At 60.6% G+C, this 17,962-nt stretch carries 18 protein-coding genes and 1 other RNA gene; 8 read left to right on the top strand and 11 right to left on the bottom strand.

The features are described 5' to 3' along the window. Nucleotides 1-2: 2 nt before the first annotated feature. The 9 genes from mraY to rsmI all read right to left on the bottom strand — a co-directional run bounded on the left by mraY (nucleotide 3) and on the right by rsmI (nucleotide 9,052). Nucleotides 3-1,085, bottom strand: a complete 1,083-nt coding sequence (gene mraY / locus QCBJ_RS22055) for a phospho-N-acetylmuramoyl-pentapeptide-transferase (RefSeq protein WP_064054787.1) — start codon at nucleotides 1,083-1,085, stop codon at nucleotides 3-5. Beyond that, the gene (gene murF / locus QCBJ_RS22050) at nucleotides 1,085-2,455 is read right to left on the bottom strand and encodes a UDP-N-acetylmuramoyl-tripeptide--D-alanyl-D-alanine ligase (protein ID WP_102061597.1); all 1,371 of its coding nucleotides are present in this window, start codon (nucleotides 2,453-2,455) and stop codon (nucleotides 1,085-1,087) included. Before murF ends, mraY begins: the two co-directional genes overlap by 1 nt. Continuing rightward, nucleotides 2,448-3,911, bottom strand: a complete 1,464-nt coding sequence (locus QCBJ_RS22045; RefSeq protein WP_093542154.1) for a UDP-N-acetylmuramoyl-L-alanyl-D-glutamate--2,6-diaminopimelate ligase — start codon at nucleotides 3,909-3,911, stop codon at nucleotides 2,448-2,450. The genes murF and QCBJ_RS22045 overlap by 8 nt, the downstream gene beginning before the upstream one ends. After that, nucleotides 3,911-5,653 carry a penicillin-binding protein 2 gene (locus QCBJ_RS22040; protein ID WP_163825657.1) on the bottom strand — a complete coding sequence of 581 codons (1,743 nt, stop codon included), beginning with the start codon at nucleotides 5,651-5,653 and terminating at the stop codon, nucleotides 3,911-3,913. Before QCBJ_RS22040 ends, QCBJ_RS22045 begins: the two co-directional genes overlap by 1 nt. Further along, nucleotides 5,653-5,946 (bottom strand): cell division protein FtsL, encoded by a 294-nt coding sequence (gene ftsL / locus QCBJ_RS22035; protein WP_004371991.1) that lies wholly within the window; start codon nucleotides 5,944-5,946, stop codon nucleotides 5,653-5,655. The genes QCBJ_RS22040 and ftsL overlap by 1 nt, the downstream gene beginning before the upstream one ends. Further along, nucleotides 5,943-6,890 carry a 16S rRNA (cytosine(1402)-N(4))-methyltransferase RsmH gene (rsmH, locus tag QCBJ_RS22030; protein WP_371916682.1) on the bottom strand — a complete coding sequence of 316 codons (948 nt, stop codon included), beginning with the start codon at nucleotides 6,888-6,890 and terminating at the stop codon, nucleotides 5,943-5,945. The genes ftsL and rsmH overlap by 4 nt, the downstream gene beginning before the upstream one ends. Then, the gene (mraZ, locus tag QCBJ_RS22025) at nucleotides 6,887-7,342 is read right to left on the bottom strand and encodes a division/cell wall cluster transcriptional repressor MraZ (RefSeq protein WP_003171868.1); all 456 of its coding nucleotides are present in this window, start codon (nucleotides 7,340-7,342) and stop codon (nucleotides 6,887-6,889) included. The genes rsmH and mraZ overlap by 4 nt, the downstream gene beginning before the upstream one ends. Nucleotides 7,343-7,696: 354 nt before the next feature. Beyond that, nucleotides 7,697-8,050, bottom strand: an RNA gene (gene rnpB, locus QCBJ_RS22020) — RNase P RNA component class A. 96 nt (nucleotides 8,051-8,146) lie between these two features. Continuing rightward, nucleotides 8,147-9,052 (bottom strand): 16S rRNA (cytidine(1402)-2'-O)-methyltransferase, encoded by a 906-nt coding sequence (gene rsmI / locus QCBJ_RS22015; RefSeq protein ID WP_162471070.1) that lies wholly within the window; start codon nucleotides 9,050-9,052, stop codon nucleotides 8,147-8,149. A gap of 176 nt (nucleotides 9,053-9,228) precedes the next feature. On the opposite strand from rsmI, the gene QCBJ_RS22010 reads away from it, so the two are divergent. From QCBJ_RS22010 to QCBJ_RS21995, 4 genes are all read left to right on the top strand, one after another. Further along, complete coding sequence (locus tag QCBJ_RS22010) at nucleotides 9,229-11,040, top strand: penicillin-binding protein activator (protein WP_012722287.1); 1,812 nt, start codon at nucleotides 9,229-9,231, stop codon at nucleotides 11,038-11,040. Then, nucleotides 11,040-11,411, top strand: a complete 372-nt coding sequence (locus QCBJ_RS22005) for a YraN family protein (protein ID WP_043204808.1) — start codon at nucleotides 11,040-11,042, stop codon at nucleotides 11,409-11,411. The genes QCBJ_RS22010 and QCBJ_RS22005 overlap by 1 nt, the downstream gene beginning before the upstream one ends. 92 nt (nucleotides 11,412-11,503) lie before the next feature. Further along, complete coding sequence (locus QCBJ_RS22000) at nucleotides 11,504-12,097, top strand: phosphoheptose isomerase (RefSeq protein WP_007904374.1); 594 nt, start codon at nucleotides 11,504-11,506, stop codon at nucleotides 12,095-12,097. Next, entirely contained in the window at nucleotides 12,094-12,675 is a 582-nt protein-coding gene (locus QCBJ_RS21995) for a BON domain-containing protein (RefSeq protein ID WP_102061596.1), read from the top strand. The genes QCBJ_RS22000 and QCBJ_RS21995 overlap by 4 nt, the downstream gene beginning before the upstream one ends. 61 nt (nucleotides 12,676-12,736) lie before the next feature. Here QCBJ_RS21995 and QCBJ_RS21990 read toward each other — a convergent pair whose 3' ends face one another. After that, nucleotides 12,737-13,510, bottom strand: a complete 774-nt coding sequence (locus tag QCBJ_RS21990; RefSeq protein ID WP_012722283.1) for an OmpA family lipoprotein — start codon at nucleotides 13,508-13,510, stop codon at nucleotides 12,737-12,739. Between the two features lie 198 nt (nucleotides 13,511-13,708). After that, nucleotides 13,709-14,353, bottom strand: coding sequence for an MBL fold metallo-hydrolase (locus tag QCBJ_RS21985; protein ID WP_102061595.1), 645 nt, complete (start codon nucleotides 14,351-14,353; stop codon nucleotides 13,709-13,711). 162 nt (nucleotides 14,354-14,515) lie between these two features. Between QCBJ_RS21985 and QCBJ_RS21980 the strand changes: the two genes are divergently transcribed. The 4 genes from QCBJ_RS21980 to QCBJ_RS21965 are packed head-to-tail and all read left to right on the top strand — an operon-like array spanning nucleotide 14,516 to nucleotide 17,961. After that, nucleotides 14,516-15,106 (top strand): paraquat-inducible protein A, encoded by a 591-nt coding sequence (locus QCBJ_RS21980; RefSeq protein WP_012722281.1) that lies wholly within the window; start codon nucleotides 14,516-14,518, stop codon nucleotides 15,104-15,106. After that, nucleotides 15,103-15,747 (top strand): paraquat-inducible protein A, encoded by a 645-nt coding sequence (locus QCBJ_RS21975; RefSeq protein ID WP_102061594.1) that lies wholly within the window; start codon nucleotides 15,103-15,105, stop codon nucleotides 15,745-15,747. Before QCBJ_RS21980 ends, QCBJ_RS21975 begins: the two co-directional genes overlap by 4 nt. Then, a complete protein-coding gene (locus tag QCBJ_RS21970) occupies nucleotides 15,728-17,383 on the top strand; it encodes an intermembrane transport protein PqiB (protein ID WP_102061593.1) in 1,656 nt (551 codons plus the stop codon). Before QCBJ_RS21975 ends, QCBJ_RS21970 begins: the two co-directional genes overlap by 20 nt. A 17-nt stretch (nucleotides 17,384-17,400) precedes the next feature. Continuing rightward, the gene (locus QCBJ_RS21965; protein ID WP_043204805.1) at nucleotides 17,401-17,961 is read left to right on the top strand and encodes a membrane integrity-associated transporter subunit PqiC; all 561 of its coding nucleotides are present in this window, start codon (nucleotides 17,401-17,403) and stop codon (nucleotides 17,959-17,961) included. Nucleotide 17,962 lies beyond the last annotated feature (1 nt).

Raw genomic sequence — 17,962 nt, 5'->3', positions numbered from 1 at the left:
TTCTACCTCAGTTTCAGGGTGGCAAGGCCGACCAGTACCAGAATCACGGTGATGATCCAGAAACGGACAATCACGCGTGGCTCAGGCCAGCCCTTGAGTTCAAAGTGGTGGTGAATCGGCGCCATGCGGAACACGCGGCGCCCGGTCAACTTGAAGGACGCCACCTGGATGACCACCGACAGGGTTTCCATCACGAACACACCGCCCATGATGAACAGCACGATTTCCTGGCGCACGATCACTGCAATGGTGCCGAGGGCTGCGCCCAGCGCCAGTGCGCCGACGTCGCCCATGAAGACTTGTGCGGGGTAGGTGTTGAACCACAGGAACCCCAGGCCGGCACCGATCAGCGCGCCGCAGAACACGATCAATTCACCTGCGCCCGGTACATAAGGGATCAGCAGGTATTCAGCGAATTTCACGTTACCCGACAGGTAGCAGAAGATGCCGAGCGCGCCGCCCACCATCACCGTCGGCATGATCGCCAGGCCGTCGAGGCCGTCGGTCAGGTTGACCGCGTTGCTGGAGCCGACGATCACGAAGTAGGTCAGCACCACGAAGCCGATGCCCAGTGGAATGCTGGCGTCCTTGAGCATCGGGATGATCAAGGTGGTTTCGACCGCGCTTGGCGCTGTCGTGTAGAGGAAAATCGCGGCGCCGAGGCCAAACACCGACTGCCAGAAATACTTCCAGCGGCTAGGCAGCCCCTTGGAGTTTTTCTCGATCACTTTGCGGTAGTCATCCACCCAACCGATGGCACCGAACAGCAAGGTCACCAACAGCACCACCCATACGTAGCGGTTGTGCAGGTCGGCCCACAGCAGGGTGCTGATGCCGATGGACGACAGGATCAGCGCGCCGCCCATGGTCGGGGTGCCGGATTTGGACAGGTGCGACTGCGGGCCGTCATTACGGACCGATTGACCAATTTGCAGGTTCTGCAGGGTGCGGATCATCCACGGCCCCAGGAACAGCGACAAACACAGCGCAGTCAGCACACCCAGAATCCCGCGCAGGGTCAGGTACTGAAAGACCGCGAAGCCTTTGTGGAACTGTTGCAGATACTCAGCCAGCAGCAGCAGCATTAATGTTTCTCCGTACTTGAGCCACACAAGGCCGCGACGACGTTTTCCATCACCGCGCTGCGCGATCCCTTGATCAAAATGGTTGTGTGCGTGTCGTGTTCAGCCGCCGTCAGCGCCTGGATCAGCTCGGCCTGGGTCGCGAAATGCCGCGCACCGGGCCCGAACGCGTTGACGGCATGCGCCATGTTCGGGCCGACGGCGTAGAGCGCATCGACTTTGCCGCTGGCGTAAGCGCCGACTTCGCGGTGGGACTGCTCGGCCCAGTCGCCCAGTTCGGCGATATCGCCCAGTACCAGCACCTTGCGAGTGTCGAAGCCTTTGAGCAGGTCGATAGCGGCGCAGACCGAGGACTGGTTCGCGTTGTAGGTGTCGTCGATCACGCGCATGCCGTTAGTTGCCAGTTGCGCGACGGTGCGGCCCTTGACCGGCTGCACTGCGCCCAGGCCAGTGGCGATACCAAACAACGACACGCCCAAGGCATAGGCCGCAGCGGCAGCGGCCAAGGCATTGGCGACGTTATGGTTACCCAGCAGGTTCAACTGCACATGTTCGCTGCCTTGCGGGGAGTGCAAGGTAAAGGACGGGCAACCACGGGCATCGACAGTGATGTTCGAGGCATGGAAATCGGCCGCAGCGTTGAGCACGGCAAACGTCAGGACCTTGCGACCGGCGGCGCGTACACGCCAGGTTTCGAAGGCCTTATCGTCCAGATTCAATACCGCTGTGCCCGAAGCGTCGAGGCCTTCGAGGATTTCACCCTTGGCTTCGACGATTTTTTCCGGGCCACCGAACTCACCGACATGGGCGGTACCGGCGTTGTTGATAATCGCGACGTGGGGCTTGGTCAGCGCCACGGTGTAGGCGATTTCGCCGATGCGCGAAGCCCCCAGTTCGATCACCGCCGCCGTGTGTTCCGGGGCCAGTTCGAGCAGGGTCAGGGGTGCGCCGAAATCATTGTTGAGGTTGCCACGGGTAGCGAGCACCGGGCCGCGCGTGCGCAGCACACCAGCGAGCAGTTCCTTGACCGTGGTCTTGCCGCTGGAGCCGGTGATGGCCGCAACGGGATTAGTGAATGCGACACGGTTCAACGCCCCCAGCTGGCCGAGGGCCAGGCGCGTGTCGGCGACCAGCAGTTGCGGCAATGCAGCGTCCGCCACTTCACGCTGCACCAAGGCACCTACAGCCCCTTTGGCGGCGACGTCATTCAGGTAGTCGTGACCATCGAAGCGCGGGCCGGCGAGCGCGACAAACAGTTGCCCCGGCTTGATGTTGCGACTGTCGATACTGACGCCGTCGAAGCTGCAATCGCTCGAAAGCACTCGGGCCGACAAGGCATGTGCCAGCTCGTTGAATGTCATCGCTTTAAGCATGGGCGACCTCCCAGGCCGTCAAGGCGTGATCGGCCTCGACCAGATCGGAGAAGGCATGGCGTTCGCCGTTGATTTCCTGATAGTCCTCGTGACCTTTACCGGCCAGTACCACCACGTCGTCAGCGCTGGCGCTGGCGATCAATTGGGCGATGGCCGCACCGCGACCGGCGACGAAAGCGGCCTTGGACACGTCGTTGAAGCCCGCGCGGATGTCGTCGAAAATCTGGCTCGGGTCTTCGCTACGCGGGTTGTCGTCGGTGACGAGCACGCCATCGGCCAAGCGCTCGACGATCTCGGCCATCAACGGACGCTTGCCGCGATCGCGATCACCGCCACAGCCGAACAGGCACAGCAATTTGCCCTTGGCGTGTGGGCGCAGGGCTTCCAGGACTTTTTCCAGGGCGTCGGGGGTGTGGGCGTAATCGACCACCACCAGCGGCTGCTTACCGCCACCAAGGCGCTGCATGCGACCGGCCGGGCCCTCAAGCTTGGGCAGCACGCGCAGGATTTCATCCAGGGCGTAATCCAGGCCGAGCAGCGCACCGATGGCGGCGAGGACGTTGCTCAGGTTGAAGCGCCCGAGCAACGTGCTGCGCAAATGGTGTTCGCCCTGAGGCGTGACCAACGTGGCGCGCACGCCTTCGTCATTAAATTGGGCTTCGCGGCAGAACAGGTACGCGCTGGAATCTTCCAGGCTGTAGCTGATCAGGCGCGCTTCGCTGTCTTCGGCGGCCAGTTGGCGGCCGAATGCGTCATCCAGGTTGACCACCCGGCACTTCAGGTCATTCCAGGCAAACAGCTTGGCCTTGGCGGCGGCGTAAGCCTCCATGGTGCCGTGGTAGTCCAGGTGATCGCGGGACAAGTTGGTCATCACCGCCACGTCAAAAGCCAGGGCGGTAACGCGGCCCTGATCCAGGCCGTGGGACGAAACTTCCATGGCGACCGCCTTGGCTCCGGCCTTTTTCAGGTCGGCCAGGGTCGCTTGCACGGCGATCGGGTTCGGCGTGGTGTGCAGGCCGCTTTGCAGCGCGCCATAAAAGCCGGTGCCCAAGGTGCCGACGATGCCGCAGTGCTGCCCCAACAGGTCAAGCGCTTGCGCGACCAGCTGGGTCACGCTGGTCTTGCCGTTGGTACCGGTGACGCCCACCAGGTTGAGGTGACGGCTCGGGTCGCCATAGAAGCGACCGGCAATATCCGACAACTGTTTTGCCAACCCTTTAACCGGAATCAACGGCACATCGGTGATCGGCAGCACGGTGGCGCCTTCCACTTCATAAGCCACTGCCGCAGCACCGCGCTGCAACGCATCGGCGATATGCGCACGGCCATCGTACTTACCGCCCGGCACCGCCAGGAACAGGTCACCGGCGCGTACGTTACGGCTGTCCAGCGTCAACTCGCGAATCAACAGATCACGACCGGCGTGGGCAAAAATCTTGTTCAGGCTAAGAGACATCAGCCGCGCCCTCCATTGGCTTTTACAGCAGCGGCCGGTGGTCCGGCGTTCGCTTGTTGGGTCGGCGGCAGGTTGTCCGGCGTGATGTTCATCAGGCGCAGGGTGCCGGACATCACTTTGCTGAACACCGGCGCCGAGACCAGGCCACCGAAGTAACCGGCTTTGCTCGGTTCATCGATCACCACGACGATGGCGTAGCGTGGGTCGCTCATCGGGCCGAAACCGGCGAACAGCGAGCGGTAGGAGTTTTCGGCGTAGCCCTTGGTGCCAACCGATGTCTTACGCGCCGTACCCGACTTGCCGGCCACGTGGTACGCCGGCACCTGGGCACGGAACACGCCACGAGGGGCTTCGATCACTTGTTGCAGCATGCCTTGCATGGTCTTGGCGACGTTTTCAGGGATCACCTGGGTGGCTTTCGGTGCCTCGTCGACGTGGATCAGGCTCAGTGGAACCATGCGGCCATTATTCGCCAATACAGAGAAAGCATGAGCCAATTGGATCGCCGTCACCGACAGGCCGTAACCATAGGAAAGCGTGGCGGTCTCGGCCTTTTTCCAGTCGCGGTAGTTCGGCAGGTTACCCACGCGCTCGCCGGGGAAATCCAGGCCGGTGGGTTGGCCCAAACCGATCTTCTGTGCGAGGTGGTAGATGGTTTCGCCGCCAATATCGAAGGCGACCTTACTCATGCCCACGTTACTGGAGTTGATCAGGATACCTGTCAAATCCAGCACCGGACCTTCGGTGCGCGATACGTCACGAATGGTGTATTTGCCTAACTGCAACGTGCCCGGATACACCTCGACCTTGTCACTGGGTTTCCAGCGCCCGGTTTCGAGGGCGGCACTCATGGAGATGGCTTTCATGGTCGAACCCGGCTCGAACACGTCGATCATGGCGCGGTTGCGCATCATCGCCGGTTGCAGGTTGCGACGGTTATTCGGGTTGTAGGTCGGCTGGTTGACCATGGCGAGGATCTCGCCGGTCTTGACGTCCATGATCACCAGGCTGCCGGCCTTCGCGCCGTTCTCGATGATCGCGTTACGCAGCTCGCGGTTGGCCAGGTATTGCAGGCGCAGGTCAATCGACAACGCCAAGGGCTTACCGGCCTTGGCGTTTTTGGTGACTTGGACATCCTTGATCAGCCTACCGCGCCGATCCTTGATGACTTGTCGTTTGCCGGGAACCCCGGCCAGCCATTCATCGTAGGCCAGTTCCACACCTTCGCGGCCGTGGTCATCGATGTCGGTAAAGCCAACCATATGCGCGGTGGTTTCACCGGCTGGGTAGAAACGACGGAATTCCTCGATGCCGTAGACACCAGGGACTTTAAGGTCGAGCACTTGCTGGCCTTGCTCGGGGGTCAAGCCGCGCACCAGGTAGATGAATTCTTTGTTGGCCTGGGCCTCAAGGCGTTCAGCCAAGGCTTTCGGGTCCTGGCCCAGGGCGGCAGCGAGTTGCGGCCAGCGGTCTTTGGCGACCTGCAATTCTTTGGCGTTGGCCCACAGGGTAGTCACCGGTGTACTGACGGCCAGGGGCTCGCCATTACGGTCGGTGATCAGGCCGCGGTGCGCAGGAATCGGAATATGCCGCAGGCTGCGGGCGTCGCCCTGGCCGATCAGGAAGTCGCGGTCGACCACTTGCAGGTCGATGATCCGCCAGGCGATCGCACCCACCATCAATGCCAGCAAGCCGAGCATCAGGCGGAAACGCCATGGGTAGAGTGCGCCCTCGAGTTTCATCATGGCGCCACCATGCGAACGTCAGCCGCGCCCGGAATGTGCATTTTCAGCTGTTCGGTGGCCAGCACTTCGATGCGGCTATGGGCCGTCCAGGTACTTTGCTCCAGGATCAACCGACCCCATTCCGCTTGCGCCTTGTCACGCACGCTCAATTCCCCGTACAGGGTGTTGAGCAGTTGACGGTTGTAGTGGGCGCTGTAGGACACCGCAATCGCGGAAACCAGCACGCCGACAAACAACAGCAACATAAAGAAGCTGCCGCCCGGGAGGGGCTTGGCGAAAAGCTTGCTCACCGCAACTTCTCCGCAACACGCATGACAGCGCTACGGGAACGTGGGTTGGCCTTGAGTTCGGCTTCGGAAGCGAACTGCGCTTTGCCATGGATTTTGATTTTCGGCACAAAAGCTTCGAAACGCACCGGCAGGTTGCGCGGCAGGTTGTCGGACTCGCCCTTGACCAGGCGGCGCATGAACAATTTGACGATACGGTCTTCCAGGGAGTGGAAGCTGATCACCACCAGGCGCCCCCCCACTTCCAGGGCCTCGAGGGCAGCCTCGAGGCCGGCCTCCAGGTCGCCCAATTCGTTGTTGACGTGAATGCGCAGGCCCTGGAACGCACGGGTGGCCGGGTTCTTGCCCTTTTCCCACGCTGGGTTGGCGACCTTCAGCACTTCGGCCAGGTCAGCGGTGCGTTCAAACGGCTGGATTTCGCGACGCTCGACCACGGCGCGAGCCATGCGACCGGCGAAGCGCTCTTCACCGTATTCCTTGAACACACGGGCGATTTCTTCCACTGGCGCGGTGGCGATGAACTGCGCAGCACTCACGCCACGGGTCGGGTCCATGCGCATGTCGAGCGGACCATCGTTCATGAAACTGAAGCCGCGCTCAGGGTCATCGAGCTGTGGCGAAGACACGCCCAGATCGAGCAAAACCCCGGCCACCTTGCCTGCCATGCCGCGCTCGGCGACTTCGGCACCCAGCTCGGCAAAGCTGCGCTGCACAACGACAAAGCGGCCGTCTTCGGCCGCTAGCGCTTGCCCGGTGGCAATCGCTTGGGGGTCTTTGTCGAACCCGAGGAGCTTACCGTCGGACCCGAGCTGGCTGAGTATCAACCGGCTATGCCCGCCCCTGCCGAACGTGCCATCCAAATAGCAGCCATCCGCGCGTACGGCGAGAGCCTCAACGGCTTCGTCAAGCAGTACGGTGATGTGGTCAAAGCCGCTATCAATAGTCACAGGATCAAATCACGCAGTTCATCAGGCATGGCGCCCGGTTGTTGAATAGCAGCCAGGTCAGCTGCAGAAACAGCATCCCAGGCATCTTCGTCCCACAATTGGAACTTGTTCAGTTGGCCGACCAGCATTGCGCGCTTGTCGAGCTTGGCGTACTCGCGCAAACGCGGGGGCACCAGGAAACGACCGCTGCCATCGAGCTCGAGGTCGACGGCATTACCGATCAGCAAACGCTGCAGGCGGCGGTTTTCTTCACGCAATGAAGGCAGGGCGCGCAACTTGGTTTCAATCAACTCCCACTCATCGAGCGGGTAAACACATAAACAAGGGTCAACGGCATCAATGGTGATGATCAACTGTCCGGAACTTCGCGAAATGAGCTCGTCACGATACCGGCTCGGCATGGCGAGACGGCCTTTTGCATCGAGACTGATAGCGTTAGCTCCGCGAAACACAGATGCGCTTCTCCAAATTTTAGCGTTTTACGTTCAAAAAACCCACTTTGTGCCACTTTCCGCCACTTGCGCACACTATAGGAATGCGCCCACCACACCGTCAAGGCGCGGATTCAAGGAAAAGCCTTACAGAACGGAGATTTAGGAGCGCAAACGGAGGAGAAACCAGAGTTCGACGGTATTTTTGGCCCAACAAGCGCAGATAGCTCAAAGCGCTATAGGCTAAAGTTAAAGTAATTTATTAAGAGTAAGATTTTTTTGGTATTACGAAGATGCATCTGCCAATGATTTGGCAGGGAGGGATTCTTGCGTTACTACCGGGTTTCTGCCCGAGATTCGGACAGAAGGAAAAAGGTGGAGAGTCGATCTATAAGCCGGGTTCTGTCTTGAACAGTCATTCGTCTACGATGGCCATCACTGGACATCTTTAGCAACCTACCCGGTCCCAGCGCGGGCCACGCCTTGGGACCCTATTTGGTCTTGCTCCAAGTGGGGTTTACCTAGCCACGAACTGTTGCCAGTCGCGCGGTGCGCTCTTACCGCACCTTTTCACCCTTACCGGCACCGAAGTGCTTAGGCGGTTATTTTCTGTGGCACTTTCCGTAGGCTCACGCCTCCCAGGCATTACCTGGCACTTCGCCCTATGGAGCCCGGACTTTCCTCCCCCCCCTAATTTTCATAGAAGGCAGCGACTGTCCAATCGACTCTCCGCCGCGCAGGTTAACGGCACGGCGGAGTTAGGACAAGTATTAAAAGTACAGCAATGCCATCACCTTCGGACGAAATACCGGTTTAACCCCGGAACTATTCGGCTTTCTGTTTATCCAGCGCAACTTGATACAGCACATTCTTGCGTGCACCGGTAATTTCAGCGGCCAACGCCGCAGCACGCTTGAGGGGCATTTCCTTCAGCAGCAAGTCCAGCACACGCATCGCCTCGCTACTGACGGCGTCCTCGCTTTCCGGTGCCGTCCAGCCCGCCACCAGCACCACACACTCGCCGCGCTGCTGATTGCTGTCGCCTTCGACAAACCCGCGCAGCGCCTCCAAGGGCAACCCCTTGAGGGTTTCGAACGTTTTGGTCAGCTCACGGGCCAGCAGCGCCAGGCGCTCGCCGCCAAAGACCAGCTCCATGTCCTGCAGGCATTCAAGGATGCGATGAGGCGCTTCGTAGAAAATTAAGGTGCGCGGCTCTTCCTTTAACGCTTGAAGACGCGCACGCCGCCCTACCGCCTTGGCCGGCAAGAAACCTTCGAAGATAAAGCGGTCGGAAGGCAGGCCGGCCGCCGACAATGCAGCGATCAGCGCGCAGGCTCCCGGAACAGGCACTACATTGATACCAGCGGCCCGCGCTTGGCGCACCAGATGGTAGCCAGGGTCGGAGATCAGCGGGGTACCCGCGTCGGAGATCAGCGCCACGTCGTCGCCCGCCAGCAGGCGCACGATAAAACGGCTGCCTTCTTCGCGCTCATTGTGTTCGTGGCAGGCCGCCAAGGGCGTGCTGATACCAAAATGCTGCATCAACCGCTGGGAGTGCCGTGTGTCTTCGGCCGCGATCAATTTAACCTCGCGCAACACTTTAAGCGCCCGGGCACTGATGTCGTCCAGGTTGCCAATGGGCGTCGCCACGACAAAAAGCGAGCCTGCAGTGGAATTCAAAGGACCTGGAGCAGTCAAAACGCACACCTCGATGGTTGGCAAAAGCCACATTGTAGCGCGTAGGCGCCTTGAAAATATGCCATCACGGCCGATGCCTTTTCAGCCTTCCGTAACCAATATCAACATTTGCACGACCTAAATCGACGGTTTCACGCCAGTAACATCGCGCCTGGGCCAGTGCTTGGGTACAATTCCACGCTAATTTGATCGGTATCAGGAACACTTACATGATCGCTTGCCTGCGGCTGCTCTCCGCCCTCTGCCTCGCTGCCTTGTTGGCCGCGTGTGCCAGCTCGCCCTCGTCCAGCCTTGGCGACCTTCCACGGACCCCGGACGCCAGTATCGAGCAACTGCTCGAACAGGCCACTACCGCCAAGACGCCAGAACAGGCGGCTATGCTGCGCCTGAGCGCAGCCGACCTGGCCTACAAACAGAACAATCCTGGCCGTTCGTCGCAGATACTTGCGCAGGTGCCCCTGGATGTCCTCAAGCCAGCCGCGCAAGTATTTGCCAGCACCCTGGCCGCCGAACTGGCCATGACGCGCAACCAGCCCAAGGCCGCGCTGACCGCCTTGAACCACCCGAGCCTGCAAAACCTGAAGGACCTGCCGCCTGAACAGCAGATCCGCACCGGTACTGTGCATGCCCGCGCTTATGAAGCCGATGGCCAGACCCTGGCCGCCGCCCGCGAGCGCGTTGCCATGGCCCCGCTGCTCACAGGCGATGCCGCCAACAGCAACCACGAAGCCATCTGGGCATTGATCGCCGCCCTGCCGGCCGAACAGCTGCAAGCCAGCGGCAACCCGGTGCTGGACGGCTGGATCACCCTGGCCCAGGCGGTCAAGGGCGCCGGTACGCTGGAGCAACAACAAGCCGCCATCGACACCTGGCGCGCGCAGAACCCGGGCCACCCGGCTGCCGTGCAACTGCCGACGCCGCTCACCAAGCTCAAGGAACTGGCCAGCCAGCCCCTGAACAAGATCGCCCTGCTGCTGCCGCAGGATGGCCCGCTGGCCTCCGTCGGCAAGGCGCTGCGTGAAGGTTTCATGGCTGCGCACTACCAGGCCGAACAGGCCGGGCAGAAGCCGCCGGTGATCGAGTTCTATGACAGCTCACGCCTGACCTCCATCGATGAGTTCTACGCCAAGGCCCAGGCCGCCGGCGTACAGTTGGTGGTCGGCCCGCTGGAGAAGCCGCTGGTCAAACAACTCAGCGCGCGCCCGCAATTGCCAATCACCACCTTGGCGCTGAACTACAGCGAGACGGATCGCAGCCCTGCACAGTTGTTCCAGTTCGGCCTGGCCGCGGAAGACGAAGCCCGCGAAGTCTCGCGCCGTGCCCGGGCCGACGGCCTGCATCGTGCTGCGGCCATGGTGCCGCGTGGCGAATGGGGTGAGCGTGTCTACAAGGCCTTCCGTCAGGATTGGGAAGCCAACGGCGGCACGGTCATGGGGGTTGAGTACGTTGATCAGCCAGTGGCCCTCGCCCAGCAGATCGCCGACCTGTTCCAACTGCGCAAAAGCGAAGGCCGTGCCAAGAGCCTGCAAAGCACCGTCGGCACCGACGTAGCCGCGCAGCCGTCGCGTCGCCAGGACATCGAGTTCATCTTCCTGGCCGTGACCCCGCAATTGGCCCAGCAGATCAAGCCAACCCTGAACTTCCAATACGCCGGCGATGTGCCGGTATACGCCACGTCCCACGTATTCAGTGCCAGCGGCGACAAGAACCAGTACCTGGACATGACCAACGTGATGTTCTGCGAAACCCCTTGGCTGCTCAACACCACCGACCCGCTGCGCAACCAGGTTGCCGCACAATGGCCGCAGGCCAACGGCAGCCTTGGCCGTCTGTACGCGATGGGCGTCGATGCCTACCGCCTGGCGCCACGCCTGGGGCAACTCAAAGCGTTGCCGGATACCCGCGTTGACGGCCTGTCGGGCAACCTGGGCATCAGCGCCAACCAACGCGTTGATCGCCAGATGCCTTGGGCGAAATTCGTCGGCGGCGAGATCCAGCGCCTACCGGACACCCCTCGCTGATGCCTGAGAGGTCCAGCGCACAAAGCGGCAAGGATGCCGAACTTCAAGCGCTGAAATACCTGCAACACCAGGGTCTGCGCCTACTGGCGCAGAACTGGTTATGTAAACGTGGCGAGCTTGATCTGGTCATGCTTGACGGCGATACAGTAGTATTCGTCGAAGTCCGCTACAGAAAACACGCACAATGGGGTGGCGCGCTCGCCAGTATTGACGGGCGCAAGCGTCAGAAGCTGATACTCGCCGCGCAGTTCTTCCTGCAAAAAGAGCATCGCTGGGCCGACGCCCCCTGCCGTTTCGATGTGGTTGCCCTAGAAAGCACACCGTCTGGTCAGGCTGATCTGAACTGGCTCAAAGATGCCTTCGACAGCTGATTCACCGGACATCTTCACCCAACACTTTTGCTCTTTGCTTTGCGGGCTGCACATTCCTGTGCCAAACAGCCGCGCTACTTAAGGTCACACAGATGGACATGCAATCCCGAATTCGCCAGCTTTTCCAGGCCAGCATCGACACCAAGCAACAGGCGATGGACGTACTTGCACCGCACATCGAGCAAGCCAGTCAGGTCATGGTCAACGCGCTGCTCAACGAGGGCAAAATGCTTTCGTGCGGCAACGGCGGTTCGGCCGGCGATGCCCAGCATTTCTCGTCCGAGCTGCTCAACCGCTTCGAGCGTGAGCGTCCGAGCCTGCCGGCCATCGCCTTGACCACCGACTCGTCGACGATCACCTCGATCGCCAACGATTACAGCTACAACGAAATCTTCTCCAAGCAGATCCGCGCCCTGGGCCAACCAGGTGACGTGCTGCTGGCGATTTCCACCAGCGGCAACTCGGCGAATATTATTCAAGCGATCCAGGCCGCACATGATCGCGAAATGATTGTCGTAGCATTGACCGGACGCGATGGTGGAGGCATGGCCTCGCTGCTGTTGCCCGAAGACGTGGAGATTCGCGTTCCGGCCAATGTCACCGCACGTATCCAGGAAGTCCACCTGCTGGCGATCCATTGCCTGTGCGATCTGATCGACAGCCAACTGTTTGGGAGTGAAGAATGACCGTTAACCGCCTCAGCCTTTTGGCCATCACCCTGTGCCTCGCTATCAGCGGCTGCAGCACGGCCATCACTGCAACACGTGACACCCCTATTCAGGATGACAAGGGCACCCGTACCTTCGGCAGCAAGATCGATGACTCGCTGATCGAAACCAAGGTCGAAGTCAACGTCGCCAAAGCCGCTCCAGATCTGGGCAACGGTGCTTCACGCATCGTCGTCACCAGCTTCAACGGCGTGGTACTGCTGGCCGGCCAGACACCGCGCGCCGACCTCAAGTCCCAGGCCGAACAAGCCGCCGCGGCCGTGCAGCGGGTCAAGAAGGTTCATAACGAACTGCAGGTGATGGACCCGATCACCCTGCTGGCCATCAGCAACGATGCCCTGCTGACCACCAAGATCAAGGCGCAGATGCTCACCGATAACGCGATTCCCGGTTCGCGCATCAAAGTCGTGACCGACAACGGTATCGTTTACCTGATGGGCCTGCTGACCCAGGCTGAAGCCACTCGCGCCGCCAACCTGGTGCAGGGCGTGTCGGGCGTACAGAAAATCGTCAAGGTCTTCGAGTACATCGATTGATGTAACCGACAGCCACAAAAAAGGGCGCCTTACACAGGCGCCCTTTTTTATTAACGAATGTTTACTGGTACTGCGAGTACGGGTTGCCCTGGAACTGGTTGTTCTGCTGTGGCGCCTGTTGCTGGGCACCTGGCTGGCCGTACTGCTGGCCTGGGATCGGGCCGAGGTTCACTTCCACGCGACGGTTCTGGGCACGGCCGTTGACATCAGCATTGCTGGCAATCGGGTTATCCGGGCCGGCACCGCGAGCGCTCAAGTTCGCACCGTTGACGCCTTGGGAGGTCAGGTAGTTGGCCACGCTCTGCGCACGGCGCTGGGACAGGTCCATGTTCAGTTGGCGGCTACCGGTGCTGTCGGTGTAGCCCACGATCTGGATGGTGTTCTGGTTGAACTGCTTGAGGGAGTTGGCCAGGTTATTCAGCGGCTGGTAGAAGCTGCTGGAGATCGCGTCGGAGTTGGTGGCGAAGGTGATGTTGCCGGGCATGATCAGCTTGATTTGGTCGCCCTGGCGCTGAACTTCAACACCGGTGTTGGCCATGCTTTCACGCAGTTTCTTTTCTTGCTGGTCGGCATAGTAGCCATAGCCTGCGGCACCGGCACCTGCAACGACCGCGCCGATCAGCGCGCCTTTGCCACGGTTGTTATGGTCGATGGCGGCACCGGCCAATGCACCGGCCAGGGCACCCAGGCCACCGTACTTGGCAGTCTTGCTCATACCGCCGGATTCATTACTCGCCTGTCCCTGGCTGCTGCCGTCATAAGGGTTAGGTGATGCGCAGCCAGACAACAGGGCTACGACCGTAGCAACAACAAGCAGACGACGCGAAGTGAACATGAAGGGAGCTCCTACTTTTGCATTCTGAGGTGCAGAGGACATTGGCAATGGACCTGTGCCGAGTTTTGAACGCGACAAACGGTAAAAATTCCGTGCCTACAGAAACCGTAGCAGACCCACGCTGAACACGACCTGAGTTTTTGCTACAACGCTTGCCAATCCTGGCCAGAGAACAGCGCCGCCCCCGCAATTATTCCTTCACGCCCGCACAAAAGGGTTCTCACGCATTTCATCACCCAAGCGGGTATCCGGCCCATGGCCGGTCACCACCGTCGCGCCTTCATCCAGCGTGTACAACCGTTGTTTGATCGAACGCACAATGGTCGCCTGGTCCCCGCCCCACAAATCTGTACGCCCGATACCGCGCCGAAACAGCGTGTCACCCGCAATCAGCAGCTTGGCATCGGCAAACCAGAAACTCATCGACCCCGGCGTATGCCCCGGTGTGTGCAACGCCACACCGCAGCCGCAGGCCAATTCCTCATCATCTTCCAGCCAGCGATCAGGCGAAGGCACCGGGGTGTAGGGAACGCGAAACATCTGGCATTGCATTTCCAGATTGTCCCAGAGGAATTGATCTTCCTTGTGCAAGTGCAATGTGGCGCCGGTCTTCTCTTTCAACTGCCCGGACGCCAGGAAGTGATCGAGATGGGCATGGGTGTGGATAATGCTCACGACCCTGAGGCCCAATGCATCAAGGCGCGCCAGGATCAGCTCATGGTTGCCACCCGGGTCGACCACGATGGCTTTTTTGCTGATCGGGTCGCCGATGATGGTGCAGTTGCACTGCAGCGGGCCGACGGGAAAGGTCTCGCGGATGAGTGCGGCGTGTTCAATATTCATCGGTGCTCCAGCAGGCTCTATGGCATATTCGGCACAGAGTATGGTTGACGATACCCCTGCCCCGAAAGGGAGCATGGCGTCCCGAGTACCAAAGGCTAAGCTTTCCAAGCGCCATTGAAGAACAATCCAAGACCGCAACCGCGCCGCGCTGGAGCGAGCCCCATGGCGAATCAGCTGATCATCTGCGAGCACTGCGACTGTGTGTACGAAAAAGTCACGCTCGCCAAACATCAAAAAGCCCATTGCGTGCGCTGCGCGGGCGTACTCCAGCGTTACAACGGCCTGTCAGTACAGCAGCGTCTCGCCCTGACCCTGACCGCCGCCGTGTTATGGACTTTCGCCAATTTCTATCCGGTGATGAGCATCAGCCTGCAAGGCCTGAAAAACAGCGCCACCCTATGGGATTCAGTGGTTGCGCTGAGTCTGGGGCCGATTACCTTTATCGCCTTGGTGGCCGCTATTTCCATCATCATCGCACCGGTGTTTCAGCTATTGCTGCTGACCTGGGTGCTGAGTTTTGCGCTCTCGGGCAGACGTTCGCCCGCCTTCAAGCTATGCATGCGCTGGCTGGAAGCGCTCAGACCTTGGAGCATGCTGGAAGTGTGCCTGCTCGGTGCGATGGTGGCCGTGTTCAAGCTGGCCGGTATGCTGGATGTGATCCCCGGCACCGGGCTATTTGCCCTGGCGGCGCTCAGCCTGTTGCTGATCCGTATTGCCGGTCGTGACGTGCGCGACCTGTGGGACGCCGTATGAACCCGCCACCGACTGCCAGCGAGCTTAACCTGTGCCTGTGCCACAGTTGTGGCCTGTCTGCCGACATCAGCACCGGCGCGCCGGAATGCCAGCGCTGTGACGCCCCCCTGCACCGGCGCAAAGTCAACTCGCTGACCCGTACCTGGGCCTATATGCTGACGGCGCTGGCGTTTTATGTGCCGGCCAACATGCTGCCGGTGATGAACACCACCATGCTCGGTTCAGGCGCAGATAGCACCATCATGAGCGGCGTGCTGGAGTTCTGGCAGCATGGTGCGTGGGACATTGCGCTGATTATTTTCATCGCCAGCATCGCGGTGCCGGGCATCAAGTTTGTGTCGTTGACGCTGCTGCTGGTCACCGTGCAGCGCAACAGCCGCTGGGCGCGCAAAGAGCGCTCGAAGCTGTTTCGGTTTGTCGAACTGATCGGCTACTGGTCCATGCTCGACGTGATCGTGGTTGCGCTGGTGGCCGCGTTGGTCAAGTTCCAGGCCCTGGGCACTATCGAGCCACGCCTGGGCATTCTGTTTTTCGGCCTGGTGGTGGTGTTTACCATGCTGGCCGCCATGAGCTTCGACCCGAGGCTGATCTGGGAAACCCCACACACCAAGGATACCTCGGATGACGTCACCCACCCCTGACACCCCGCAATCCCCAGGCTCGCCGGCCGTCAAGACTCGGCGTTTCAGCGTTTCGCTGGTTTGGATCGTACCGATCGTTGCGGTGTTGGTGGGGATTTCGCTGGTGGTTCACAGCGTGCTCCAGCAAGGCCCGACCATCATCCTTAACTTCAAGACCGGCAGTGGCCTGACCGCGAATAAAACCGAAGTCAAATACCGCAACGTGGTGATCGGCCAAGTGACCGAAGTGGCCTTGAGTGACGACCAGAAAAGCGTCAACGCCACCGTGAAGCTGGCCAAGCAGGCCGACAGCTTTACCCGCGCCGACTCGCAGTTCTGGGTGGTACGCCCGCGCATCGGCGCCGGCGGCGTGTCCGGCATCGACACCCTGCTCTCTGGCGACTATATCGGCGCCGACATTGGCCAGTCCGAGACCCGCGCCAAACAGTTTACCGGCCTGGAAAACCCGCCGCCCATCACTTACGGCGAACCGGGCAAGCGCTTCACCCTGCACACGCAGAACCTGGGTTCGCTGGATATCGGCTCGCCGGTGTATTACCGCAAAATCGAGGTCGGCCAGGTCGTGGCGTACAAGCTGGATGCCGAAGGCAAGGGCGTCGATATCGAGGTATTCGTGCACGCGCCCAACGATGTCTACGTCACCGAAAACACGCGGTTCTGGAACGCCAGCGGCATCGACCTGAGTGTGGGCGCCAATGGCTTCGCGCTGAAAACCGAATCGCTGTCGTCCATGCTGGTCGGCGGTATCGCTTTCCTGGCACCGCCTTACAGCCCCAACGACAAGCCGGCCAGTGAAGAGCGCACGTTTGAACTGTTCGACGATCAGCTCTCCGCCCTCGCCCCGCCCAATGGCCAGGGGCAATACATGAGCCTGCGCTTCGACCAGGCGCTGCGCGGGCTCAAGGTCGGCGCACCAGTGGAATTCCTCGGCGTCGAGTTTGGCAAGGTGGTGTCAATCAACCTGGATTTCGACGCGAAGAAGCGCAGCTTTCCGCTCAACGTCGGCATCGTGATCTACCCGCAATTGCTCGGTCAGGCCCATACCAAGTTGCTCAAGACGATGAACCATGACCCCAATGATGAAGCCGCCGGTGTACGCCTGATCGGCTCGTTTATCGAAAACGGCCTGAGGGCCCAGGCGCGCAGCGGCAATTTGCTGACCGGCCAGTTGTACATCGCTCTGGACTTCTACCCGAAAGCCGAGAAGGTGGCGTTTGATCCCAAGGCGCGTCCGGTCAGCATTCCCACGATTCCTGGCAACCTGGAACAGTTGCAGGAAAAACTCGAAAACATCGTCAACAAGATCAACCAGCTGCCGATCGAACGTATCGCCGGCAACCTCGACAGCAACCTCGTGGAACTGCGCAAAGGACTGACCCAGTTCAACGCCAAGACCTTGCCAAGCGTCCAGAACACCCTGGCTGACGTGAGCAAGACGTTGCAATCGGCCAGCTCGACCCTGGCCGAAGACTCACCGCAACGCGAGCAACTGACCCAGACCCTGGATGAGCTGGGTCGCATGTCGCGTTCCTTGCGCGAGCTGTCGGACTACCTGGGCCGACACCCGGAATCACTGATTCGCGGCCGCCCCGATAACGCCGCCCCGTTGGACCTGCAAGGACCGCCGCGCAAATGAACCGTGGAGCAAGCGCCATGACGTTAACGTTGAAAGTCACCCTGCTCAGCGCATTGCTCGCGCTGGGGGCATGCAGCAGTACACCGATTACTTTTCATACCCTGACCCCGGCGCAGTGGAGCAACAGCACCGGGACCGACGCGGGTGGGATAAAAATCGAAAGTATCAGTGTGCCGCCACAAGTCGACCGCCCCCAGATTGTGGTTCGCCAAGGCAACAGCGGCGTCGCGATCCTGGATACACAGTGGTGGGCTGCCAGCCTGGTGGATGAGTTGAGGAGCGCGCTGGTGGATCAATTGGCCAACAGCAATCCTCGGCAATCGATGTTGCTACGCCTTGAGGTGCAGCGCTTTGACTCCGTGCCCGGCCAGTACGCACTGCTCGACGTCAAATGGCGTCTGCGGCCGGCCAGCGGCAGTGATCGCGCGCCGCTGACCTGCCGCACCACCTTGCAGTCGCCGGCCGGCGCGAGCATTGACGACTTGGTGCTCGCCCACCAGAACAATCTCAAACGCTTCGCGGCGCAGATTCGCCAGGCAGTCGACAGGTCGTCCAACCAGTGCCCAAGCGCGCCATAGA

The sequence above is a fragment of the Pseudomonas sp. QC2 genome, from assembly GCF_002859085.1.
Taxonomy (GTDB): domain Bacteria; phylum Pseudomonadota; class Gammaproteobacteria; order Pseudomonadales; family Pseudomonadaceae; genus Aquipseudomonas; species Aquipseudomonas petroselini.
This window is presented reverse-complemented; position numbering and strand designations above follow the sequence as displayed.